Annotated in this window: 24 protein-coding genes; 14 read left to right on the top strand and 10 right to left on the bottom strand. The window is 58.5% G+C overall.

Going from position 1 to position 21228, the window contains the following annotated elements:
* Nucleotides 1-22: 22 nt before the first annotated feature.
* Nucleotides 23-1816, bottom strand: a complete 1794-nt coding sequence (locus M5G20_RS15715; protein ID WP_075947578.1) for a DUF1302 domain-containing protein — start codon at nt 1814-1816, stop codon at nt 23-25.
* A gap of 666 nt (nt 1817-2482) precedes the next feature.
* Between M5G20_RS15715 and M5G20_RS15710 the strand changes: the two genes are divergently transcribed.
* Together M5G20_RS15710 and M5G20_RS15705 are read left to right on the top strand one after the other, a co-directional pair.
* Nucleotides 2483-4501, top strand: coding sequence for an S-type pyocin domain-containing protein (locus M5G20_RS15710; RefSeq protein ID WP_273919823.1), 2019 nt, complete (start codon nt 2483-2485; stop codon nt 4499-4501).
* Nucleotides 4498-4758: an immunity protein gene (locus tag M5G20_RS15705; RefSeq protein ID WP_273919821.1), complete on the top strand. Its 261-nt coding sequence runs from the start codon at nt 4498-4500 to the stop codon at nt 4756-4758. Before M5G20_RS15710 ends, M5G20_RS15705 begins: the two co-directional genes overlap by 4 nt.
* A 49-nt stretch (nt 4759-4807) precedes the next feature.
* Here the strand turns inward: M5G20_RS15705 and M5G20_RS15700 are convergent, their stop codons facing one another.
* From M5G20_RS15700 to M5G20_RS15685, 4 genes are all read right to left on the bottom strand, one after another.
* Complete coding sequence (locus M5G20_RS15700) at nt 4808-5719, bottom strand: SDR family oxidoreductase (RefSeq protein WP_130905180.1); 912 nt, start codon at nt 5717-5719, stop codon at nt 4808-4810.
* A 125-nt stretch (nt 5720-5844) separates the two neighbouring features.
* Nucleotides 5845-6747: an alpha/beta fold hydrolase gene (locus tag M5G20_RS15695; protein ID WP_273919820.1), complete on the bottom strand. Its 903-nt coding sequence runs from the start codon at nt 6745-6747 to the stop codon at nt 5845-5847.
* Complete coding sequence (locus tag M5G20_RS15690; protein WP_273919819.1) at nt 6747-7529, bottom strand: class II aldolase/adducin family protein; 783 nt, start codon at nt 7527-7529, stop codon at nt 6747-6749. The genes M5G20_RS15695 and M5G20_RS15690 overlap by 1 nt, the downstream gene beginning before the upstream one ends.
* A gap of 233 nt (nt 7530-7762) precedes the next feature.
* Entirely contained in the window at nt 7763-8218 is a 456-nt protein-coding gene (locus M5G20_RS15685) for a flavodoxin (RefSeq protein ID WP_273919818.1), read from the bottom strand.
* A gap of 102 nt (nt 8219-8320) precedes the next feature.
* Here M5G20_RS15685 and M5G20_RS15680 point away from each other — a divergent pair, with 102 nt between their 5' ends.
* Nucleotides 8321-8797 carry a PAS domain-containing protein gene (locus M5G20_RS15680; RefSeq protein WP_273919817.1) on the top strand — a complete coding sequence of 159 codons (477 nt, stop codon included), beginning with the start codon at nt 8321-8323 and terminating at the stop codon, nt 8795-8797.
* A 54-nt stretch (nt 8798-8851) separates the two neighbouring features.
* A complete protein-coding gene (locus M5G20_RS15675) occupies nt 8852-9457 on the top strand; it encodes a hypothetical protein (protein ID WP_273919816.1) in 606 nt (201 codons plus the stop codon).
* Nucleotides 9458-9460: 3 nt separating this feature from the next.
* Here M5G20_RS15675 and M5G20_RS15670 read toward each other — a convergent pair whose 3' ends face one another.
* Nucleotides 9461-10420 carry a MerR family transcriptional regulator gene (locus M5G20_RS15670; protein WP_273919815.1) on the bottom strand — a complete coding sequence of 320 codons (960 nt, stop codon included), beginning with the start codon at nt 10418-10420 and terminating at the stop codon, nt 9461-9463.
* 221 nt (nt 10421-10641) lie between these two features.
* Here M5G20_RS15670 and M5G20_RS15665 point away from each other — a divergent pair, with 221 nt between their 5' ends.
* The 7 genes from M5G20_RS15665 to M5G20_RS15635 all read left to right on the top strand — a co-directional run bounded on the left by M5G20_RS15665 (nt 10642) and on the right by M5G20_RS15635 (nt 15067).
* The gene (locus M5G20_RS15665) at nt 10642-11211 is read left to right on the top strand and encodes an antibiotic biosynthesis monooxygenase (RefSeq protein WP_273919814.1); all 570 of its coding nucleotides are present in this window, start codon (nt 10642-10644) and stop codon (nt 11209-11211) included.
* A gap of 66 nt (nt 11212-11277) precedes the next feature.
* On the top strand, nt 11278-11988 hold the full coding sequence (gene folM / locus M5G20_RS15660) for a dihydromonapterin reductase (protein WP_273919813.1): 711 nt from the start codon (nt 11278-11280) through the stop codon (nt 11986-11988).
* 20 nt (nt 11989-12008) lie between these two features.
* Nucleotides 12009-12569: a GTP cyclohydrolase I FolE gene (gene folE, locus M5G20_RS15655; RefSeq protein WP_273919812.1), complete on the top strand. Its 561-nt coding sequence runs from the start codon at nt 12009-12011 to the stop codon at nt 12567-12569.
* Between the two features lie 2 nt (nt 12570-12571).
* Nucleotides 12572-12943 carry a dihydroneopterin triphosphate 2'-epimerase gene (folX, locus tag M5G20_RS15650; RefSeq protein ID WP_007970304.1) on the top strand — a complete coding sequence of 124 codons (372 nt, stop codon included), beginning with the start codon at nt 12572-12574 and terminating at the stop codon, nt 12941-12943.
* 96 nt (nt 12944-13039) lie between these two features.
* Nucleotides 13040-13336, top strand: a complete 297-nt coding sequence (locus M5G20_RS15645) for a DUF1244 domain-containing protein (RefSeq protein ID WP_273919811.1) — start codon at nt 13040-13042, stop codon at nt 13334-13336.
* The gene (locus tag M5G20_RS15640; protein ID WP_273919809.1) at nt 13329-13667 is read left to right on the top strand and encodes a HopJ type III effector protein; all 339 of its coding nucleotides are present in this window, start codon (nt 13329-13331) and stop codon (nt 13665-13667) included. The genes M5G20_RS15645 and M5G20_RS15640 overlap by 8 nt, the downstream gene beginning before the upstream one ends.
* 149 nt (nt 13668-13816) lie before the next feature.
* Nucleotides 13817-15067 (top strand): 2-aminoadipate transaminase, encoded by a 1251-nt coding sequence (locus tag M5G20_RS15635; RefSeq protein WP_273919808.1) that lies wholly within the window; start codon nt 13817-13819, stop codon nt 15065-15067.
* Nucleotides 15068-15148: 81 nt separating this feature from the next.
* On the opposite strand, the gene trxB is transcribed toward M5G20_RS15635, so the two are convergent.
* Nucleotides 15149-16105, bottom strand: coding sequence for a thioredoxin-disulfide reductase (trxB, locus tag M5G20_RS15630; protein ID WP_150703658.1), 957 nt, complete (start codon nt 16103-16105; stop codon nt 15149-15151).
* A gap of 315 nt (nt 16106-16420) precedes the next feature.
* On the opposite strand from trxB, the gene cysZ reads away from it, so the two are divergent.
* Nucleotides 16421-17173 carry a sulfate transporter CysZ gene (gene cysZ / locus M5G20_RS15625; RefSeq protein ID WP_075947597.1) on the top strand — a complete coding sequence of 251 codons (753 nt, stop codon included), beginning with the start codon at nt 16421-16423 and terminating at the stop codon, nt 17171-17173.
* 40 nt (nt 17174-17213) lie between these two features.
* Nucleotides 17214-18413: a glycosyltransferase family 4 protein gene (locus tag M5G20_RS15620; protein WP_273919807.1), complete on the top strand. Its 1200-nt coding sequence runs from the start codon at nt 17214-17216 to the stop codon at nt 18411-18413.
* Nucleotides 18414-18533: 120 nt separating this feature from the next.
* Here the strand turns inward: M5G20_RS15620 and M5G20_RS15615 are convergent, their stop codons facing one another.
* The 3 genes from M5G20_RS15615 to M5G20_RS15605 all read right to left on the bottom strand — a co-directional run bounded on the left by M5G20_RS15615 (nt 18534) and on the right by M5G20_RS15605 (nt 20921).
* Nucleotides 18534-19637: an NADH:flavin oxidoreductase gene (locus M5G20_RS15615; RefSeq protein WP_273919806.1), complete on the bottom strand. Its 1104-nt coding sequence runs from the start codon at nt 19635-19637 to the stop codon at nt 18534-18536.
* Between the two features lie 193 nt (nt 19638-19830).
* Nucleotides 19831-20313, bottom strand: coding sequence for a glutathione peroxidase (locus M5G20_RS15610; protein WP_273919805.1), 483 nt, complete (start codon nt 20311-20313; stop codon nt 19831-19833).
* Nucleotides 20314-20435: 122 nt separating this feature from the next.
* Nucleotides 20436-20921: an FKBP-type peptidyl-prolyl cis-trans isomerase gene (locus M5G20_RS15605; protein WP_150731849.1), complete on the bottom strand. Its 486-nt coding sequence runs from the start codon at nt 20919-20921 to the stop codon at nt 20436-20438.
* On the opposite strand from M5G20_RS15605, the gene M5G20_RS15600 reads away from it, so the two are divergent.
* Nucleotides 20890-21216 (top strand): DUF3565 domain-containing protein, encoded by a 327-nt coding sequence (locus tag M5G20_RS15600; protein ID WP_273919804.1) that lies wholly within the window; start codon nt 20890-20892, stop codon nt 21214-21216. The genes M5G20_RS15605 and M5G20_RS15600 overlap by 32 nt on opposite strands.
* Nucleotides 21217-21228: the final 12 nt, after the last annotated feature.

Below are 21228 nucleotides of genomic sequence, written 5' to 3'. Positions count from 1 at the left end.
TGAATTCATCCTTTCAGCCAGATCAGAAGTTCACGCCAAAGCTCAACGCAACGAAGTCGCGGTCTTCGAGCACGTTGTAGTCACCACCGAAAAAGTCCGTGTAACTGAGGCTTGCGGTGTAGGTGTTGCGGTAGTCCGCATCAACACCGAGGCTGACGGCCTTGGCACCTTCGTTGAACAACCCGTTGGGGCCGTAACCGGCGACGTCGTGGGACCACGACAGGTTGGGTTTGAAGTTGATCCCGGCGATCACGTTGTTGTAATCGAGGATCGCCCGGGCCCGATAACCCCACGAGGTCGAGGTCACGAAACCGTCGGTGTCGCCACCGAAACCATACTGGCCGTACACCGAGTCGCGGCCGTAGCGCAGGTCGCTGCGCGACTCCAGGCCACCGACATGCACCACCGCCGCTTCGCCCACCAAGGTCAGGCGATCTGCACCGGCGATCTGATCGATGAAGTGCGTCAGGGTGCTCTGGATTTGCGTCACTTCCTTGCGGCGATAGCCTTTGTTGTCAGCGCCCGGCGAGGTCGCAATCGGTGAAGCCGCGCCCCCGGCGATGGGGTTGAGCAACGCCAGCGTCAGGTCGTTGGTGTTGATCTGCACCGGCGCGTTGGGGCGATAGCTGATCTCGCCGGTCCACGCCGTACCGGTGGGCAACGTCGTGGAAAAACTCGCACCGTAGAGGCGAATGTCTTCGGGGTATTCGAGGTAATACTGACCACGCCCGAGCATCACACTTTGCGCCAGACCCGCACCGCTACCCGGCGCAATGCGGTTGGCCGTGGTGATGATTCCCGGAATGCTTGCCAGCGTACTGAGGCCGGCAGTGGTGGTGCCGACCGTCGGCGTACGGCTGTGGTAGTTCATGAAATACAGACCGTACTCGGTATCGTCTCCCAGCCAACGCAGCGCAGTCCCCCACTGCCCCGAATCCCGGGCATCGCGGTCGCCACCACGGGGGACGACTACGCCTTCGCTGGTCACCTCGAAGCCCTGGCCAAACGCGGCAGCAACCGGTTGCAACGGCGCAATGGCCGGGTTGGCAACCGTGTACCCCTTGTCACACCCGTCCGCCACCACGTCGACCCCGAAGAAAGTGCCGCAGTTGTCGACAACGGTCTGGTCCCACTCCAGTTGATAGAAGCCTTCGACGGTCAACTTGTCCGTCAGGCCCTGGGAGGCAAACAACATGTTGACCGGAATCAGCCCTTCCTTGATCTCGGCACCAGGTCGGCGGAACGCGGAAACGTCGACCGGGTTGATGCTGTTGATCGAGTTACCGATGAAGGTACTTTCGCCCCAGCTCACGACCTGTTTACCGGCACGAACGGTCCCTGGCAGGTCGGCGATGGAATAGTTGTGATAGACGAAGGCGTCGAGGATCTGCGCACCGGAAGACTTGGAACCCTCTTTGCGATTGTGATCGCTGATCGGCTTGAACGGCCGGTCTTCGTCCTTGAGCTCGAAGTCGTACCAGTACTTGCCGCGGACGAACACGCCGGTATCACCGTACTTCAATTCAAGGTCGTGAATGCCCTTGAAGATCTTCGAGAAGGTATCGCCCTTCTTGAAATTCTGCCGCCCGTCATCACCGGTCGACGCCTGCCCGCTACCGCCATTGACCGTGCCCACCAGGGCATCGTCTGCATCGCGCATGCCCCAACTCGCGCCGACCGACAGCGAAGAGTCGAACGTGCCTTCGATTTCCCCGATGTTGAATGAAACAGCCTGCGCCTGGGCACAGCAGCCCAAGGCAACCGCAGCGGCCAGAGCCTGCGGTGTGAAGATGGCGCGCATTGTTGTTTTTGTCATGCGTCTTCCCCGGTGAGTGACAGAAGGCCTCACCCTACTGCCGCCCGCCAAGTGCGATAAGCGCACCAAGGAGGTATTCGTGGTGTACCTCTAAAGGATGACTGGCGGTGTGGAACGTGAGATTGCGCGGGGTATAAATGGACGCGATGTGGCGGCATCAGTCGAATTCATCGACTACGCTGCAAGCAGGCTAACTGTTACGCACTCGGTAACGGTGCATGTCCGTAATCGCTGTTTTTCCGTTGCCGGCGAAGACTTATTCTTGCCGGGCTTTCACGCAAAACAGCCGGAAAGCGCGAAGCAACGACAAGCGATCCCGCCCCGTAGCTCGCAACAGATTTCAGATGATTTGAACGTTTCGAACCATCGCCCCGTGTACACCGACGTTGATTTGTAGCTCCTGGATCCAACGTCTTGCTTTGGCCGCTGCGTTTGCAGCGGCCTTTTTTATGGGCACGTTTTTCCTGATGATTTTCAACTTTCCTTCTGACAAGTTCTGATAAAAATATTAGAGAACGTTCTTATACGAAGTTAGGAACAATCCCTCAACATATAAAACAGTGCAAAACTTCGCACATTTTGAAAAGAAATCCCCTACGACCTTCTCGGACCCAGTTTCAGCCCCCATGACTTAATCTGATTCGGCACCATAGATTAATAAAGCTCATGGAAGATAAAGCGATGTCAGAAAAACAAGGTCCCCCGCATCATATACCGGCAACTCATGTTGTCGGAGAACATGGCCGTATTGAGCTGCCAGCAACTTATATAGGAAAACAACCTAAACCAGGAAAGGACGCTATTGGTGGCGGCTTTCGAGTTCCGCCAACGCGTCCAGGAGGTATGGGATCGGGCATAACAAACGCCGAAGGGCTAAGACGCGAAACACGAGACAACATCAAAGCGATAGAGACGGCTGTCAAGAATGAATACGCTGCTAGATCCCAGGATTTGCCAAGGTCCACGGAGATTGATCTCGCCAATGTGAGAGCACAATACCCGGCGCCAACTGTTTCACCGGCGCAGGCCTATCAGCATGAATTAAATGTTAGAAACGTGTTAATCCAGCAAAGAACTACTGAACTTCACTCCACTACAGTGTTGGCTAATAGTTTCTACGGGCACACCCCCATCAATTTAACGATTAGTGATTATTTTGCCAGAGCTCAAGCTCTGGACAGGGCTGTCACGCCGTATGGACCCGCTTACTCAAAATGGGTTGCTTCCTATAAAGCTGCTTATTCAGCACAGCTGCTGGCAGAGCAAGTTCAGCTTTTAAATAATCAACAAATACACATACAGAACCTTCTTGCCGGTGCTCTGCTGCAAGAACAAAGGGCTGCCGAACAGGCGCGTTTAGCGGCGCAGCAAGAGGCGCAACGCGTTGCTGCCGAGCAAGCACGTATCGACGCGCAAGCCGAGCAGGATCGCCTTCAAGCCGAAGCTGAGGCTCAACGACAAGCCGAGGAGGAAGCAAAACTCAAAGCTATGGCGTCGCTGAACGAGGTCGCCGGTATTCGGCCCTTTCCCGTATCGGGTTCGGCGGCAGCAAGTGGCCCAGTGCTTACCGTTGGAGCAGGAACGCTGGTGGTTGAAGCAGCAACCACTCTTGCGATCAGGACGGCTCTGCGCTCGGCAGCAGTTGCCGCAGTTTCGGCTCTGGCAGCAGTCGTCGGAACAGCCTCAGGTGCTGTGATTGTTGTTGGTGTCGCAGCGCTGGTTTATTACGCGCTACGGGATAAGCAAGAACCGCACGCTTTGAGCGTCCCACTCTCGGATCTCACGACATACGACGCCGATGGCTTGTATGCCATTGCCGAGGCCAATGGGGAAATCGAACTGACGGTTGCGCTGGGCTCCAAAACTACAGAGAACACCACGGAGTTCGTTGTTGCCGCTGCAAATGGCACCACGGTGCCCGACAAAGTACCGGTTCGGCTCACCACCTATGATCCAGTTCTAAACGTTTACAGCGCCCATCATCCCGGAGCGTCAGGCATTGGCATGACGTGGACGCCGATTGTCAGGCCGGGAAGTGCATCCACAGCGCTGCCGGTACACGAGCAAAATGTTGTCGCCTACGAGGGCACGACACTCACAGTCCTCGAAGGACGGATCGATATCTCCCCCGCGCTGGATCTCTACAGCTTTGGTGGTTTCATCTATGTGTTCCCGATCGAGTCGGGTATCCCGCCTCAGTATGTGGTGTTCAGCACCCCCTACGAGGGGGCCACCGCAGTGGGAAGGTACAGTGGTCGAAAATTCAATCCAGAAAAATCAGGCGGGCCGATACTTGAGTTGGACTGGAGAACAGCAACTGTTACACGGCAAGGAATTGACTTGGTAAAGCTGCATACTGCGCGACTCGATCAGTCAGATGCCAACGACATTATGATCAGCCGACTTGAAAAAATACTGAAAGGCGAAATGGCTCTCACTGATACGGATCGCCGCTATTACACTCATGAAATCCGCGAACTGGAAAGATTCAGAACCATGGGATTGAGTGATGCTTTTATGCCAGAAGAAGGTTCCCCGGAATGGAACAACGCTCATACAGCCACACTGGAAGACTTTAAGCTTGGCGCCAGCGACTCACTGCTGTACTCCGCAGACGCAATCGACGCTGGGGATAAACAAATCGAGCGAATCTACGAAAAACTTCTTAAAGGAGGCGCCCAATGAACACTATTGAGCAAATCGTAAAAAACGAACCCATTGCGGATATCGTGACCGCGTTCGGCGTAAGCCTCGGATACCCATCGCTGGATAGAATGTTCAGCCGATATCGTTTTGAAGTAATTGCCAATGGGGAACTGGTGCAAATTTATGCACAACTTTTCCAGGAGGGCGTACTCGCTAATGGTGAAGGCCCTGTCCCTGTGAAAGGCCCTAATTGGAAAGCACCACAGTTCGTCATAGAAAAACGTTACGCCGAGTAAAATTGATACCCCAAGCCGCCACTAACGGCTTGGGGTGTCGCACTTCCCCTTACAACGAATACTTCTGCAAATTCCCCATCATCTCCTTCAACGCCTCAATATTGTCCTTCGGATGCGCAGCCCCTTCGAAATCACAGATCTGCTGCCAATGCGCCGCGACATCTTCCGGGGAGAATCCGACTCGTGGATCGAACCCGGCACCTAGGCTGCGTTCCCAGCGGACTTTGCCCATCCAGCCGCCACCGACTTCAAACAGGCCGGAGGTTTCCTGGCAGTTTTCGCTGGCCAGGTACACCACCAACGGGCTGACGAGTTCGGGTTTGAGTTGTTCGAACACTTGTGGCGGGATCAGGCCTTCGGTCATGCGGGTGCCGCCGGTGGGGGCGATGGCGTTGACCAGGATGTTGTTCTTGCGGCCTTCGATGGCCAGGGTGCGGGTCAGGCCGTAGAGGCCGAGTTTGGCCATGCCGTAGTTGGACTGGCCAAAGTTGCCGTAGATGCCCGAAGTGGACGCGGTGAAGATCACCCGGCCGTAGTTTTGCTCGCGCATGTGCGGCCAGGCGGCGCGGGTGACTTTGTAGGCGCCTTCGACGTGGACGCGGTAAACCAGGTCCCAGTCAGCGTCGTCCATTTTGTGGAACGTCTTGTCACGCAAAATACCGGCATTGTTGACCACCACATCGACCCGACCGAAGGCATCGAGGGCGTGCTGAACCAGTTTGTCGCCGTCGGTGACCGAGTCGTGGTTGGCCTCGGCGGTGCCGCCGGCCTCGCGGATTTCCGCCACCACGCGGTCGGCCGCCGAAGCGTTGGCGCCTTCGCCCTGGGCCGAGCCGCCGAGGTCGTTGACCAGGACTTTCGCGCCCTGTTTGGCGAACAGCAGTGCATGCGCCCGTCCCAGGCCGCCACCTGCACCGGTGATGATCACAACTTTATCTTCGAAGCGCACAGATTCATTCATGTGGGGAAACTCCAGCAGGCCAGGGACATTGCCTTGGAGTGTCGGGCACGGGGCTGTGGCTCACAATGAACAGGGGGGAGGCTGAATGGTGTGCGATAAGGCTGGGGGATGATGAGCCCCAGCCTTCAGGAACACGCCACTTTGAGTGGCGGCAACACCAACCGGTCGCGAAACGCCAGGTAATGCTTGAGCACCTGGCACGGTGCTTCGATCTGGGGGTAGTGACCAATGTCGGTCAACAGCACGGTGTCCGCATCGGGTATCAGCTCGCGATAACGCGTGACCATGTGCTCGCCGGAAATCGGATCGACTGCGCCATCGATCACCCGCAGCGGCACGTCACTTCGCTGCATGGCACTGACCCAGCGATCGCGCTGCACACATCGCTCAGGAATGTAGGTGATCAACTTGTGCATGATCCGTGGCCCGCGATTGCTTTCGACCAGGCTCCAGAAATCATCCATCTCGCTTTCGCTGGGACGGGTCTGGGGGCCGAAAATCTGGCGGAAGCTTTTTACCAGGCCATCGCGACTGAAGGCGCGACCAATCATCCAGCCCAAGGGGCTGAGCAGCAGTTTTTGCATCAAGACCGGACGGTGGGTTTCTGGAAACAAGCCGCCATTGAGGAACACACAACTGGCGAGGTTGATGCGCGCTTCGTAATGCCGGGCCAGCAGTTCCTGGGCCACGCTGTCGCCATAATCATGGGCGAATACGTGCACGGGTTGCTCGACATGCAAATGGGCCAGCAACGCCTGCTGCAGATCGGCCTGCTCCAGCAGGCTGTATTCGTGGTTCACCGGTTTGGCCGAGTCGCCGAAGCCGAGCATGTCGCAGGCAATCACCCGGTAGCGCTGAGACAACGGTTGCCAGAGGTAATGCCAGTCCCAACTGGCAGTCGGGAAGCCGTGGATGAGCAACAGCGGCTCACCCTGCCCTGCCGTCCAGTAATGGATGGTCTGACCATGGAACTCGAACGTCTGGCCGCGTTTGCGCCAGACACTCAGAGGGATCTCGGTGAGTGGCATTAGAGTTTATAACCCGGGTCTTGTTGATCGAGTTTGCGCAGCAGCGCCGGCCAGGCCAGCGCTCCGCCCATTCCTTGGGAGCTTTTGGTGACCCCGGCGATCATCGCCTTGGCACCGGCAAGAATCTGCGGTTCGATGGCGATCAACTCGGCACCACCGTTCTGCGCCATGACCTGAATGTCGCAGGCGCGCTGAAAGGTAAACATCATCAGGAAGGTATCGGCGATGGTGCTGCCGCAGGTCAACAGACCGTGGTTGTGCAGCATCAGGAAATTGCTCTCGCCGAGGTCGGCTTGCAATCGCGCCTTCTCCTCGTGATTCAGCGCAACGCCTTCATAGGCGTGATACGCGAGGCTCGACAGGACAAACAGCGACTGCTGGCTGATGGGCAAAATCCCTTGCTTCTGCGCCGAGACCGCCACACCCGACGCCGTATGGGTGTGCAACACGCAGACCACATCGTGGCGGACTTCGTGCACGGCACTGTGGATGGTGTAGCCGGCGGGATTGATCTCGTAGGGACTGTCCATCAGCTTGTTACCGGCCTGATCGACCTTGACCAGGCTCGACGCGGTGATCTCGTGAAACATCAAGCCGAACGGGTTGATCAGGAAGTCTTCGGTGCCAGGCACTTTGGCGGAGATGTGGGTAAAAATCAGATCGTCCCAGCCGTGCAGGGCCACCAGACGATAACAGGCAGCGAGGTCGACACGGGCCTGCCATTCCGCTGCGCTGACCAGGTCTTTGACGCTGTGTGAGGATTGGACGGGGGCTACGCTCACGGCAAGGAACCTCGGCTTTATTATTGTGGAGTGTTTCCAATGACTACCGAGTCTAGTCAGCCTTCGGGGTTCCCGTAGTTGCATTGGCAGCCAGCTTGATGGCCGAACGAGTCAGTGGCTCAAAGAGTCTGGATCCTTGTCAAAGTACCGCCGCCAGGTAAGCCGAGGCGCCCCTTTGAGGCAGCCTCGACAGATCAGTGACGAGCCCTTGAAGCAAACGTTGAAACTGTCGATTAACCGCGCAATGTGCTGATCAGTTCTGCCAGCCAGGGCTCGGCATCGGTTTCCGGAGTCACACTTTCACTGGCGTCCAGACGCAGCATCGGCAGGACTTCGCGAACCCCCAACTCACCGAAAAGTTCGCGCATCAATTCGCCACCGCCGCAAAAGGTATCGCCATAGCTCGCATCACCCAGCCCGATGACCGCGCCCGGCAAGCCACGCCATGCGGCTGGCAACTGGTCGCGAATCGCGAAATACAACGGTTGAAGATTGTCCGGCAATTCACCCATGCCTGTGGTCGACGTCACGGCCAGTAAAGCCTGCGGACCGAAGGCCTGGATATCGGCAAGGCTTGCACGCGGGTTGTACGAAGTTTCGAAACCGGCGGCGTTCAAAATGTTCGCGGCGTGACGGGCGACGTCTTCAGCCGTGCCGTAGACCGAGCCGGAAATGATGGCGACTTTCATCAATCTGATCCTGAAGCTGAGTGAAAGAGCGGGATATTAACAGCACGGTGTGCATTGTTCTTTTAGAATGCCGCAGACAACCAACAAGGAAGGGTTTCTCCGATGATCAACGCAAAGCTGCTGCAACTGGCCATCAACGCCTCCAACGACGGCATCGTGATTGCCGAGAAGGAAGGCGAGCAAGACAAGATCCTGATTTACGTTAACCCCGCATTCGAACGCCTGACCGGATACACCAGCGAAGAAATCCTTTATCAGGATTGCCGTTTTCTTCAGTCCGGAGACCGAGACCAACAGGCCCTCCCGCTGATCCGCGACGCCTTGAGCAGCGAAGGCTCCTGCCGGGAAATCATCAGAAACTACCGCAAGGACGGCACGCCCTTCTGGAACGAGCTGTCGATTTCCACGGTGAAAAATCCGAATGACGGGCAGGTTTACTTCATTGGCGTGCAGAAAGACGTGACCGTTCAGGTCAAGGCGCAACAGCGGGTTGCACAGCTTGAAGCGCAATTGGCGCAAGTCCAGGCCGAACTTGCTGCAATGAAGGCGACGAACGGCGCAAACAAATCAGCGAATTAATTGTCATTAACTACAATCACCAATGACTTTGTAACTATATCTTTCGAGTCTGCTATGCAACGCGACGCGCTCCTGACCCAGGATGAACTGGATTTTATCCAGACCATGCAACATAACCCGCAACTCAATGTGCGGGATGCGACGTCGAGTCTGCTCGTCAACGGTGGTTCGCAGATCCGTGACCTGCTTACGCGCCTGGCCGCGCATGAGCAAGTCACCATCCAGGCCAACTTCGAAAATCAGCAGATGACCTTCCCCCTGCACCTGGTGGAAGACGAGTTTCACGCAATGCACCTGCGACTCGGCGTTCCCAGCATTTACGAGGACGGTCCTTTGATCCGCCCGTGGCGGCTGGTGCTCGACGAGCCGGTAGCGCTTGAAAATGCCAAGGGCCAGCCCGGCACGATGTGGGTGCATGAAGTGTCGTTCAAGGGTGTACTGCTGGAAGTTCGCAACAAAACCAAGGCGCCGAAGCATTTCGCCCTGTGGTTCAGCCCCTCAGGCTATGAGCGGATCGCCTTGCGTGGCACGCTCGAGAAGGAAACCGAACAAGGCTTTTATGCCTATCAGCTGAGCCAGGACGACAAGGATGAAACCGAGCGTCTGCGCCAGTACATCCTGCAGCAGCACCGCCTGACCCACCCCTCCCTGCATCTCTGACGTTCAGGTATCCAGACCGCCGGCCAGGAATTGATTCAGGCGCTGGCGCATTACCGTTCCCTCATTACCCAGGCAGCCAATCGACGATCCGGCCAGGCTTTCCTGCGCCAGATCCGACGCATCGCCTGCCAACAGCACCGGACAATCCAGGCTCATCGCCAAGCGATTCAAACGCCGCGGCAGCTCGGTTGTGGGTACGTAATTGGAGAACAGCACCAGTGCCTGCGGCTTGATTCGCTCGCACACCAGGGTCAACTCATCAAACGGTTGGCCAATGGTCAACACGCGCACTCCCGTTTGCCCGGAGCCAAGAAACAGCGCAGCAATCAGCAGCTCAAGCTCACGGCATTGTCCCGCGAGGGCGCTGACGATGACTCGCCTTGGCTGTTTATCGCGAATCAGCAGTAAACGCTGCAACACCCTCGAACGTAGAAAACCATCAAGGAAAAGCCACTCGCTGGTCCGGCCAAAAGTGTCCTGGCGTTGCAATAACTGTTTCCAGAGCGGCAGCAAGATGTCCTGAAACACGACCGGCTGCGAGTACGTGGAAAAAATCTGTCCGTAGACCTGATCCAGCCGCGCCTCGTCGAAAGCCACGACAGCGGCCTCGACCTGTTGCTGCCATTGCGCGTAGTCGGCCTGCACAAGGTCATTGGGAATGAGGTGCGACAAAGCCTGAAGCGGCGCAGCCTTGGCCAGGATCTTGCCGATCTTGCTGACCGCCACGCCGCGTTCGATCCAGTCGAGAATGCTGCGAACGCGCTCAACATCGGTCATCGAATACAGACGATGCCCACTTTGGGTGCGCGTCGGCACAATCAGCCCATAGCGGCGCTCCCAGGCACGCAGGGTCACCGGGTTGACGCCGGTCATGCGTGACACCTCGCGAATGGGGAAAAGCTCATCCTGCTCAAGTGCGACGGACTGGCTGGCATCCGACGCGATGTCAGTGATTTCGGGCATCTGGATCAACATCCTTGTATCGTTCGAGCGCCCATTCTAACTCCCGCACCCCATAAAGATTCCGTAAAAATTCAATACCGCACGCAGCAAAAATTGTCACAGACGCTTCGAGCAGAATCAGGAATAATCTTTGCTTGTCCCGAGACGCAGCCCATCACCCCGGCGCTGCGTCTGGCGAAACTCCTATCCGGAGCGTCGCAATCGAAATACGGAGATACAAAATGTCGACCTCCCCCGTCACGCTGATGGTTGCGCGCCGCGTTGCCAATGGGCGCTATCAGGACCTCATCACCTGGCTTCACGAAGGCGAACAACTGGCCACCGACTTCCCCGGTTATCTCGGCTCAGGCGTGCTCGCTCCGCCGCCTGAAGATGACGAATTCCAGATTATTTTCCGCTTTGTCGACGAACAGACCCTGCACGCCTGGGAACATTCGGTCTCGCGCACCGCCTGGCTGGCACGTGGTAGCGACTTGTTCGCCCACCCGACAGAACATCGGGTCAGTGGCATCGAGGGCTGGTTCGGCGCGGCAGGACAACGTCCGCCTCGCTGGAAACAGGCGGTGGCGATCTGGCTGGCGTTTTTTCCGGTTTCTCTTTTGTTCAACTTTGCCCTGGGGCCGCTGTTGAATGAGATGAGCCTGCTGCCTCGGGTCATTGTCAGCACCCTGTGCCTGACGCCGTTGATGGTTTATTTCTTTATTCCGCTGTCGACCCGACTGCTGGCCAACTGGCTCAACAGCACGCCGACGCGACGATTGTCCACCGAGCCCTCCACACAAAACCGCTAAAAGATCGCAGGCATCGCACGGCTCGTCGCTGGTATAGTTTTGCTCTCACCGCGACGCGAGCCGTTCATGACCTCTTCCGCAGCCCCTATCCTCATTACCGGTGCCGGCCAGCGTGTCGGCCTGCATTGTGCGCAGCGATTGCTCGAAGACGGTCATCAGGTGATCGTCAGCTACCGCACTGAACGCCCCGGCGTGCAGGTCCTGCGCGACCTGGGAGCGACGGCGGTGTTCGCGGACTTCGCCAGCGAGGCCGGAATCCTTGCCTTCATCAGCGAACTGAAAACCCATACCGACAGCCTGCGGGCAATTGTCCACAATGCCTCCGAATGGCTGGCCGAAACCCCGGACACCGACGCAGCCGCCTTCACCCGCATGTTCAGCGTGCACATGCTGGCGCCCTACCTGATCAACCTGCATTGCGCTGACTTGCTCGAGCGTTCGAGCCCCGCCGACATCGTGCACATCAGCGACGACGTGACGCGCAAGGGCAGCAGCAAGCACATCGGCTACAGCGCCAGCAAAGCCGGGCTCGAAAACCTGACCCTGTCCTTCGCCGCAAAGTACGCGCCGCAGATCAAGGTCAACGCGATAGCGCCCGCCCTGCTACTGTTCAACCCTGACGACGACGCGGCCTACCGCGCCAAGGCACTGGCCAAGTCCGCGATGGGCATCGAACCCGGCAGCGAAGTGATCTACCAGAGCCTGCGATACTTGCTCGACAACCCTTATGTCACCGGCACGACCCTGACCGTCAATGGCGGAAGGCACATCAAATAAGTGTCCCGCGAGGATCATCCATGACGTTATCCCTGCCTCAGAATTTTCGAGAGATCCTCATCGGCCTCGGTGAAAATCCCGACCGCGAAGGCTTGCGCGACACGCCGATGCGCGCGGCCAAAGCCATGCAGTACCTGTGTCATGGTTATGAACAGAGTGTCGAGCAAATCGTCAACGGCGCATTGTTTGCGTCCGACAACGATGAAATGGTGATCGTCGACAACATCGAGCTCTATTCACTGTGCGAACATCACATGCTGCCCTTCATTGGCAAGGCGCATGTGGCTTATATTCCAACGGGCAAGGTGCTGGGCCTGTCGAAGATTGCACGGCTGGTGGACATGTTCGCCCGTCGTCTGCAAATCCAGGAAAACCTCACCCGGCAAATCGCCGACGCGGTGCAAGCCGTGACCGGCGCGGCAGGCGTCGCGGTGGTCATCGAGGCGCAGCACATGTGCATGATGATGCGCGGCGTCGAGAAACAGAATTCGACCATGAACACCTCGGTGATGCTCGGCGCCTTTCGCGAGTCGAGCAACACCCGTCAGGAGTTCCTGCAATTGATTGGACGGAGCAAGTAGTAATGCCACAACTTCAACCAGGCATGGCACGCATCCGGGTCAAGGACCTGTGTTTGCGCACTTTCATCGGCATCAACGAAGATGAAATCCTCAACAAGCAGGATGTGTTGATCAACCTGACCATCCTCTATGCAGCCCAGGAAGCGGTACGTGACAACGACATCGATCACGCGCTGAACTACCGCACCATCACCAAAGCGATCATCGCCCACGTGGAGGGCAATCGCTTTGCCCTGCTCGAACGCCTGACCCAGGAAATTCTCGATCTGGTCATGGCCAACGCTTCAGTGCTGTATGCCGAAGTCGAAGTCGACAAACCCCACGCGTTGCGATTCGCCGAGTCGGTGTCGATTACGCTTGCAGCGAGCCGCTAGCTACAAGCCACAAGCGTCAGGCTGTAAACTGGCAGCCACCGCAACCCAACTTGCAGCTTGAAGCTTGTCGCTTGAAGCTGTCTCGCAGAGACCGCCATGAACGATCAACAACGCCTCGAACTCGAAGCCGCGGCCTTTCGCCGGCTGGTGGCCCATCTGGACAGCCGCAAGGATGTGCAGAACATTGACCTGATGAACCTCTCGGGTTTCTGCCGCAACTGCCTGTCCAAGTGGTACAAGGCCGCTGCCGACGAACGCCAGATCGACGTCAGCCTCGATGACGCCCGTGAAGTGGTTTACGGCATGCCGTATGCCCAATGGAAAGCCCAATTTCAGCAAGAAGCCAGCGCCGAACAGCAAGCGGCGTTCGCCAAAGGAAAACCCAATGAGTGATTTGAACACCCTGCGCGCCAGCCTCAAGAGCGGTGAACACGCTTTCGCCGACACCCTGGCGTTTATCGCTGCCGGTTACGACTACCAGCCTCAGGCCTTCAACAATGGCGGCGTGGAAAACGCGGCCGGGCAGAACGAAGGTTCGTGCAAGACGTTGGGCTTGGCTTTGCTGGAAGGCCTGAGCGATGAAGAAGCACTGCTGGCATTCGGCGAGCATTACCGCTCGGTGCTGGCGACGCCCGAAGGCAGCGATCACGGCAACATCCGCGCGCTGATTGCCCAGGGTCTGGCCGGGGTGAAATTCACCCGGCAGCCCCTGACTCGCCGCTAATCTTTGTAGGAGCCGGCTTGCCGGCTCCTACAGGGTTGGGTGCCATGTCCTGACTTTTAAGATTGATCCGGCCACTTTATTTCGTTTGCCCGGTACCGCTGCTCGCGGCTTAGATAAAAGAAGCCTCCCTTCTTCTGAGTCGATCATCCATGCGCAGTGAATCCATTAGCCAGTCGATCAACATCGTCCACCCCGTCACGCTCAGCCACGGCAAAAACGCCGAGGTCTGGGACACCGACGGCAAACGCTACATCGATTTTGTCGGTGGCATCGGCGTGCTCAACCTCGGCCATTGCCATCCGCGCATCGTCGAGGCCATTCGCGAACAAGCCACCCGCCTGACCCACTACGCATTCAATGCCGCGCCTCACAGGCCCTACATCGACTTGATGGAGCGCCTCAGCGCCTTTATCCCGGTCGATTACCCGGTCAGCGGCATGCTCACCAACAGTGGTGCCGAAGCCGCTGAGAACGCGCTGAAGATCGTCCGTGGCGCCACCGGCCGCAGCGCGGTGATTGCCTTTGATGGCGCCTTCCACGGTCGCACCCTGGCCACCCTCAATCTCAACGGCAAGGTCGCGCCCTACAAACAGAAAGTCGGCGTGCTGCCCGGGCCGGTGTATCACTTGCCCTTCCCCAGCCAGGACAACGGCGTAACCTGCGCCGAGGCCCTGAAAGCCATGGAGCGTCTGTTCAGTGTCGAAATCGACGTCGAGGACGTGGCTTGCTTCATCGTCGAGCCCGTGCAGGGTGAAGCCGGCTTCCTGGCCATGGAGGTGGCGTTCGCCCAGGCGCTGCGCCGCTTCTGCGACGAGAAAGGCATTGTGTTGATCGCTGATGAAATCCAGTCCGGTTTCGGCCGTACCGGGCAGCGCTTTGCATTCTCGCGACTGGGCATCGAGCCGGACCTGATCCTGCTCGGCAAAAGCATCGCCGGCGGCGTGCCGCTGGGTGCGGTGGTCGGACGCAAGGCGCTGCTCGACAACTTGCCCAAGGGCGGGCTCGGCGGCACCTATTCGGGCAATCCCATCGCCTGTGCTGCTGCATTGGCGACGCTGGATGAAATGACGGATGAGAATCTGCAAGCCTGGGGTTCACAACAGGAAGAGGCGATTGTCAGCCGCTACCAATCCTGGCGAGATCGCAAGCTGACGCCGTACCTCGGGCGCCTGACCGGCGTTGGCGCAATGCGCGGTATCGAACTGAGCAACGCCGACGGCACACCCGCCGCCGCACAATTGACGCAACTGCTGGCCTTGGCGCGTGATGCCGGTTTGTTGTTGATGCCTAGCGGCAAGTCGCGGCACATCATTCGACTGCTGGCGCCGCTGACCACTGAAGCTGCGGTGCTCGAAGAAGGCCTGGATATCCTTGAAGCCTGCCTGGCAAGACTGACCTGACCTCGACCCCTGCAAGTCTGATTTGTGTTGCCCATGAAAAAACCGGCCGAAGCCGGTTTTTTCATATCGACGAAAACACAATCAAGCGTTCTGCAGACCGTCGAGGTAACGCTCGGCATCCAGTGCCGCCATGCAACCGGCGCCGGCCGAGGTGATGGCCTGACGGTAGACGTGGTCAGCCACGTCACCGGCGGCGAAGATACCTTCCAGGTTGGTCGCGGTGGCGTTGCCGTCACGGCCGCCGTGCACAACCAGGTAACCGTCTTTCAGGGTCAACTGGCCTTCGAACAACGAAGTGTTCGGGGTGTGGCCGATCGCGATGAACACGCCGTCGACTTTCACTTCGTCGAAGCTGCCATCGTTGTTCTTCAGGCGAGCACCGGTCACGCCCATGTTGTCGCCCAGGACTTCGTCCAGGGTTGCGTTCAGCTTAAGGATAATTTTGCCTTCAGCCACGCGAGCATTGAGCTTGTCGATCAGGATCTTCTCGGCGCGGAACGTTTCGCGACGGTGGATCAAGGTTACGGTACTGGCGATGTTGGCCAGGTACAGGGCTTCTTCAACGGCGGTGTTGCCACCGCCGACCACAGCCACTGGCTTGTTGCGGTAGAAGAAACCGTCGCAGGTCGCGCAGGCCGAAACGCCTTTGCCCATGAAGGTTTCTTCGGACGGCAGGCCCAGGTAACGAGCGCTGGCGCCGGTGGCGATGATCAGGGCGTCGCAAGTGTACGTCGCGCTGTCGCCAGTCAGGGTGTACGGCTTGGCAGCGAAGTCCACGGCATTGATGTGATCGAAAACGATCTCGGTTTCAAAGCGCTCGGCGTGCTCGCGCATCCGCTCCATCAGCGCCGGGCCGGTCAGGCCGTGGACGTCGCCAGGCCAGTTGTCGACTTCGGTGGTGGTGGTCAGTTGACCGCCGGCCTGCATGCCGGTGATCAGCAGTGGCTTGAGGTTGGCACGGGCGGCATACACCGCAGCGCTGTAACCGGCAGGGCCGGAACCGAGAATAATCACTCGCGAATGACGGACTTCAGACATGACCTGCTCCTGTTGACCGGCCCGGAACACCTGGCGCGGAACGCCGGATCACCGGCGGGAATAAAAAAGAACGGTTGAAAGCACTTGGGGAAGGCTTGAACACGACCGTCCTGTAAAAAGATTGGGTGCAGCGTATCGAGGGGGCGAAGATTAAGGAAATACGGTTTAACAATCCAGCTCATAGGTGGTCTCTATCCCGTCAGCGTGATTTTCAGGACGCCTTTGTTACAGTGAATGTCGATACCGCTGCCGTGCTTTCACCTGTCAGGCAAAGCCGGTAAGGTCGGCGCGTTTACCCTCTGCTCGGAGCACGTTATGCCCGCCCCCGTTCTTTCCGGCCCGCAATACCTGCGTGAAGGCCTCAAACTGGTCCTCAGCCCCGGCCTGCGTTTATTCGTGTTGCTGCCGCTGGCAATCAACCTGGTGCTGTTCGTCGGATTGATCTATCTGGCCGGCCATCAGTTCAGCCTGTGGGTCGATACGCTGATGCCTTCCCTGCCCGAGTGGCTGAGTTTCCTCAGTTACATCCTCTGGCCGCTGTTCGTGGTGCTGGTGGTGTTGATGGTGTTCTTCACTTTCACCATGCTCGCCAACATCATCGCCGCGCCGTTCAACGGATTTCTCGCCGAGAAAGTCGAGGTGGTGGTGCGCGGCACCGATGACTTCCCGGCCTTCAGCTGGGGTGAGCTGGTCGCGATGATCCCGCGCACCCTGGCCCGCGAGATGCGCAAGCTCGGCTACTTCCTGCCGCGGGCTATCGGGCTGTTCATCCTCTCGTTCATTCCGGTGGTGAACATCATCGCCGCACCGCTGTGGCTGCTGTTCGGGGTCTGGATGATGGCGATCCAGTACATCGACTACCCGGCGGATAACCACAAGCTGGGCTGGAACGAAATGCTTGCCTGGCTGCGCGAGAAGCGCTGGCAGAGCATGGGTTTTGGCGGCAGTGTTTACCTGGTGCTGCTGATCCCGGTGGTCAACATTTTGATGATGCCGGCTGCCGTGGCCGGGGCAACGCTGTTCTGGGTGCGCGAGCGCGGCGCGGAGAACCTCGTGGTACAACGCTGACGCTGTCACAAATCCATCATCCCGCCGTCACAACGTCGACATGGCCCCAGCAGACACTGGGGTCATGACGACAGCTCTGCATATCACCCTGATCACCGAAACCTTCCCTCCGGAAATCAACGGCGTGGCCAATACCCTTGGCCGCCTGTGTGACGGTTTGCGCGCGCGCGGGCATCAGGTGGAGCTGGTTCGACCACGTCAGGGCTGCGATCAGCAGACTGGCAGCGACGATGAATTGCTGCTGTGCCGAGGCTGGCCGCTGCCCGGTTACCCTGGCTTGCAATGGGGCCAGTCGTCGATGCACAAGTTGCTGCGACGCTGGAAGCGCCATCGCCCGGATGTCTTGTACATCGCCACCGAAGGCCCGCTGGGCCTGTCCGCATTGCGCGCGGCAAGGCGCCTGGGCATTTCGGTGGTCAGCGGCTTTCACACCAATTTCCAGCAGTATTCCAGCCAGTACGGCCTCGGTTTGCTCACCCGCCTGCTGACCCACTACCTGCGCTGGTTCCACAACCGCTCGAACCTGACGCTGGTGCCCAGTGTCAGCCAGCGCCTGGAGCTGGAACGTCGTCATTTCGAGCGTCTGGCATTGTTGTCCCGGGGCGTCGACAGCCAGCTGTTCCACCCGGCCAAACGCTTGAACGCGCTGCGCGAGCAATGGGGACTGGGTGAGAACGACATTGCCGTCATCCATGTGGGACGTTTGGCACCGGAGAAAAATCTGGGGCTGCTCAAGCGCTGTTTCGACGCCCTGAAGAGCACTTATCCACAGCGCCACCTCAAGCTGATTGTGATCGGCGACGGGCCGCAACGTGCGGACCTGGAAAAAGAACTGCCCGAGGCGATCTTTTGTGGCTCACAACGCGGCGAAGCGTTGGCGGCTCACTATGCGTCAGGGGATGTGTTTCTGTTCCCGAGCCTGACGGAAACCTTCGGCAACGTGGTGCTTGAGGCATTGGCTTCCGGGCTCGGCGTGGTGGCTTACGATCAGGCTGCGGCGGCGCAACACATTCGCCATGGCTACAACGGCGTGCTCGCGATGCCTGGGGATGAAGATGCATTTTGCGATGCGGCGGTGTGGATGCTTGAAGAGACTGAAACCTTGCGTTGCGTGCGGCTCAATGCGCGCCAGCATGCCAGTCGGCAGGGATGGCCGGCGATCATTGAACAATTTGAAGGGCAGTTACGGGGTGCTTGTGTGGGGGAGCAGGTGGCGCCGAATGCATCGACCGTGCCTTGAGTTTTTTGTGTTTTTGGGATTGCCATCGCTGGCAAGCCAGCTCCTACAGGTGTCGCGATTTCTCAGAACCTGCAGGAGCCGGCTTGCTGGCGATTGAGTCAGTCCAGACGCCGCTTAAACTTAAACCAGCGTCATCAACGCCTCACGGCTGAACGGCAGGATGTCTTCCTCGCGACCGTCACGCACTTTCTGCGCCCAGTCCGGGTCGACCAGCAACGCTCGACCGACCGCCACCAGATCGAACTCATCGTTGTTCAAACGCTCCAGCAGTTTTTCCAGACTGGCCGGTTGCGCGACCTTGTCGGTGTTGACCATGAACTGCAGGAACTCGCCATCCAGGCCAACGCTGCCCACGGTGATGGTCGGTTTGCCGGTGAGCTTGCGGGTCCAGCCTGCCAGGTTCAGTTCGGAACCGTCGAACTCCGGCTCCCAGAAGCGGCGGGTCGAGCAGTGGAAAATATCCACGCCAGCGTCAGACAGCGGCTTGAGAAACTCGCCCAAGGCTTGCGGGGTTTGCACCAGACGCGCGGTGTAGTCCTGCTGTTTCCACTGCGAGAAGCGGAAAATGATCGGGAAGCCTTCACCGACCGCGGCACGCACAGCCTGGATCAGCTCAATGGCGAAACGCGAACGGTTGGCCAGGCTGCCGCCGTATTCGTCGGTACGCTGGTTGCTGCCTTCCCAGAAGAACTGGTCGACCAGATAACCGTGGGCGCCGTGGATTTCCACGCCGTCCATGCCGATGCTCTGGGCATCCTTCGCAGCCTGGGCAAAGGCGGCAATCACGTCCTGAATGTCTTGTTGGGTCATGCCGTGAACCACGACCTGGCCGTCCTTGATTTTTTCCGACGGACCGTAGCCCGGTACGCTGGCGTCCGGCTCAGTGCCGATACGCCGCACGCTGCCCACGTGCCACAGCTGCGGAACGATCTTGCCGCCTTCGGCGTGTACGGCGTCGACCACTTTCTTCCAGCCGGCCAGCGCGGCCTCACCGTAGAAATGCGGTACGTTCGGGTAGCCGTTGGAAGCCTGGTGACCCACGGTGGTGCCTTCGGTGATGATCAGGCCAACGCCCGCGGCGGCGCGACGACGGTAGTACTCGATCACCTTGGAATTAGGCACGCCACCCGGCGAAAACGAGCGGGTCATCGGCGCCATGACGACGCGGGTCGGCAGTTCGAGGGTGCCGAGGTGGAACGGTTTGAACAAGGCTTTTACGGGCATGGGACGCTCCACGGAGAAGTAACTTTATGACGGCGATAATATGGAGCTTCATGCGCGCTGAAAAGCACTATTGATTTGGGTGATTAAGGATCCAAAGGGAGATCTGTAGGAGCCGGCTTGCTGGCGATCCAGGCGCCACGGTGGATCAGGACCACCGCGATCGCTGGCAAGCCAGCTCCTACAAAAGGGAGTGTCAGCTCAGGGCTTTCTCGATCGCCTGAATCACCGTCGGATCGTCCGGTGCGGTACGCGGCGAGAATCGCGCCAGTACGCGCCCGTCTTTGCCCAACAGAAACTTTTCGAAGTTCCAGGTGATGTCCCCCGGAAACTCCGCGCCCTCGCCCGCCAGCAGTTTGTATAGCTGATGACGCTCATGACCGTTGACTTCCAGCTTGCTGGACAACGGAAAGGTCACGCCGTAGTTGAGGCTGCAAAACTCCTGGATCTCATGCTCGGTGCCCGGCTCCTGCCCGGCAAACTGGTTGCATGGCAGACCCAGTACGCTGAAGCCTTTGGCCTTGTATTGCTGGTAGAGGTTTTCCAGCGCGGCGTACTGTGGGGTAAGGCCACATTTGGAGGCAACGTTGACCACCAGCACGACATGCCCCTTGAACGGTGCCAGAGGAAGCGCCTGACCATCCAGGGCTGTCAAATTAAGGTCGTGAAAAGCACTCATGACGTACTCCAGATTCCAGTGTTCTTCTCGAAACAGCCGCTTTGCGGTGTCACCCGAGACAGCCGCAGACTAAAAAGGCGCCCACAGGGCGCCTCTCCAGTTATCTGAGCTTAGCGCAGAAATCAGTGGTGATGGCCACCTTCGCCATGGACGTGGCCATGAGCGATTTCTTCCTGGCTGGCGTCACGGATGGCGATGATCTTGACCTGGAAATTCAGGCGCTGACCGGCCAACGGGTGGTTGCCGTCGACGGTTACGTCGTCGCCGTCCAGATCGCGAATGGTCACGATCTGCATCTGGCCGTCCGGAGCGGAAGCGTGGAACTGCATGCCCACTTCCAGCTCATCAACGCCTTCGAACATGCTGCGGCTCAGGGTGCTGACCAGTTCTGCAGCGTATTCGCCGTAGGCATCTTCCGGTTCAACAGCTACGGTCAGCTCTTCGCCGACTGCTTTGCCTTCCAGCGCCTTTTCCAGGCCCGGGATGATGTTGCCTGCACCTTGCAGGTAGACCAGCGGCGCGCCGCCGGCGGAGCTGTCGATGACCTCACCAGCGTCGTTGGTCAGGGTATAGTCGATGGAGACAGCCTTATTGGCGGCGATCAGCATGGGGCGAGACCTTTTGCATAAGAATATTGAAAGACCCAGTTTAGCGAAGCAATCGCCCGAAAGCGAACACAACCCGGACAGACGGGATTCGACGATCACCGGGTTTCATCAGGACGAGGACGGTCACTGGGTGGTCGAGCTTTCCTGCGGCCACACCCAGCACCTGCGCCACCAGCCGCCGTGGCAATCACGGGCCTGGGTCATGGACCCGCTGCAACGCCTTGAAAAAATAGGCCAGTCCTTTGCTTGCGGTTGGTGCGCACAAGGCTCGGTTAGCGCTAACCTTGGTGACTGAATATCGGTAGAC

It is taken from the genome of Pseudomonas sp. TNT2022 ID1044, from assembly GCF_028656895.1.
In the GTDB taxonomy this organism is placed as follows: Bacteria; Pseudomonadota; Gammaproteobacteria; order Pseudomonadales; family Pseudomonadaceae; genus Aquipseudomonas; species Aquipseudomonas reinekei.
The sequence above is the reverse complement of the archived record's forward strand: the minus strand, read 5'-3'. Positions and strand labels throughout refer to the sequence as shown.

Bases quoted from the DNA above. Each gene is read 5' to 3' on its own strand.
- M5G20_RS15715 (WP_075947578.1), bottom strand. From the start codon at position 1,816: ATGACAAAAACAACAATGCGCGCCATCTTCACACCGCAGGCTCTGGCC.
- M5G20_RS15710 (WP_273919823.1), top strand. From the start codon at position 2,483: ATGGAAGATAAAGCGATGTCAGAAAAACAAGGTCCCCCGCATCATATA.
- M5G20_RS15705 (WP_273919821.1), top strand. From the start codon at position 4,498: ATGAACACTATTGAGCAAATCGTAAAAAACGAACCCATTGCGGATATC.
- M5G20_RS15700 (WP_130905180.1), bottom strand. From the start codon at position 5,719: ATGAATGAATCTGTGCGCTTCGAAGATAAAGTTGTGATCATCACCGGT.
- M5G20_RS15695 (WP_273919820.1), bottom strand. From the start codon at position 6,747: ATGCCACTCACCGAGATCCCTCTGAGTGTCTGGCGCAAACGCGGCCAG.
- M5G20_RS15685 (WP_273919818.1), bottom strand. From the start codon at position 8,218: ATGAAAGTCGCCATCATTTCCGGCTCGGTCTACGGCACGGCTGAAGAC.
- M5G20_RS15680 (WP_273919817.1), top strand. From the start codon at position 8,321: ATGATCAACGCAAAGCTGCTGCAACTGGCCATCAACGCCTCCAACGAC.
- M5G20_RS15675 (WP_273919816.1), top strand. From the start codon at position 8,852: ATGCAACGCGACGCGCTCCTGACCCAGGATGAACTGGATTTTATCCAG.
- M5G20_RS15670 (WP_273919815.1), bottom strand. From the start codon at position 10,420: ATGCCCGAAATCACTGACATCGCGTCGGATGCCAGCCAGTCCGTCGCA.
- M5G20_RS15665 (WP_273919814.1), top strand. From the start codon at position 10,642: ATGTCGACCTCCCCCGTCACGCTGATGGTTGCGCGCCGCGTTGCCAAT.
- folM (WP_273919813.1), top strand. From the start codon at position 11,278: ATGACCTCTTCCGCAGCCCCTATCCTCATTACCGGTGCCGGCCAGCGT.
- folE (WP_273919812.1), top strand. From the start codon at position 12,009: ATGACGTTATCCCTGCCTCAGAATTTTCGAGAGATCCTCATCGGCCTC.
- folX (WP_007970304.1), top strand. From the start codon at position 12,572: ATGCCACAACTTCAACCAGGCATGGCACGCATCCGGGTCAAGGACCTG.
- M5G20_RS15645 (WP_273919811.1), top strand. From the start codon at position 13,040: ATGAACGATCAACAACGCCTCGAACTCGAAGCCGCGGCCTTTCGCCGG.
- M5G20_RS15640 (WP_273919809.1), top strand. From the start codon at position 13,329: ATGAGTGATTTGAACACCCTGCGCGCCAGCCTCAAGAGCGGTGAACAC.
- M5G20_RS15635 (WP_273919808.1), top strand. From the start codon at position 13,817: ATGCGCAGTGAATCCATTAGCCAGTCGATCAACATCGTCCACCCCGTC.
- trxB (WP_150703658.1), bottom strand. From the start codon at position 16,105: ATGTCTGAAGTCCGTCATTCGCGAGTGATTATTCTCGGTTCCGGCCCT.
- cysZ (WP_075947597.1), top strand. From the start codon at position 16,421: ATGCCCGCCCCCGTTCTTTCCGGCCCGCAATACCTGCGTGAAGGCCTC.
- M5G20_RS15620 (WP_273919807.1), top strand. From the start codon at position 17,214: ATGGCCCCAGCAGACACTGGGGTCATGACGACAGCTCTGCATATCACC.
- M5G20_RS15615 (WP_273919806.1), bottom strand. From the start codon at position 19,637: ATGCCCGTAAAAGCCTTGTTCAAACCGTTCCACCTCGGCACCCTCGAA.
- M5G20_RS15610 (WP_273919805.1), bottom strand. From the start codon at position 20,313: ATGAGTGCTTTTCACGACCTTAATTTGACAGCCCTGGATGGTCAGGCG.
- M5G20_RS15600 (WP_273919804.1), top strand. From the start codon at position 20,890: ATGGAGACAGCCTTATTGGCGGCGATCAGCATGGGGCGAGACCTTTTG.
- M5G20_RS15605 (WP_150731849.1), bottom strand. From the start codon at position 20,921: ATGCTGATCGCCGCCAATAAGGCTGTCTCCATCGACTATACCCTGACC.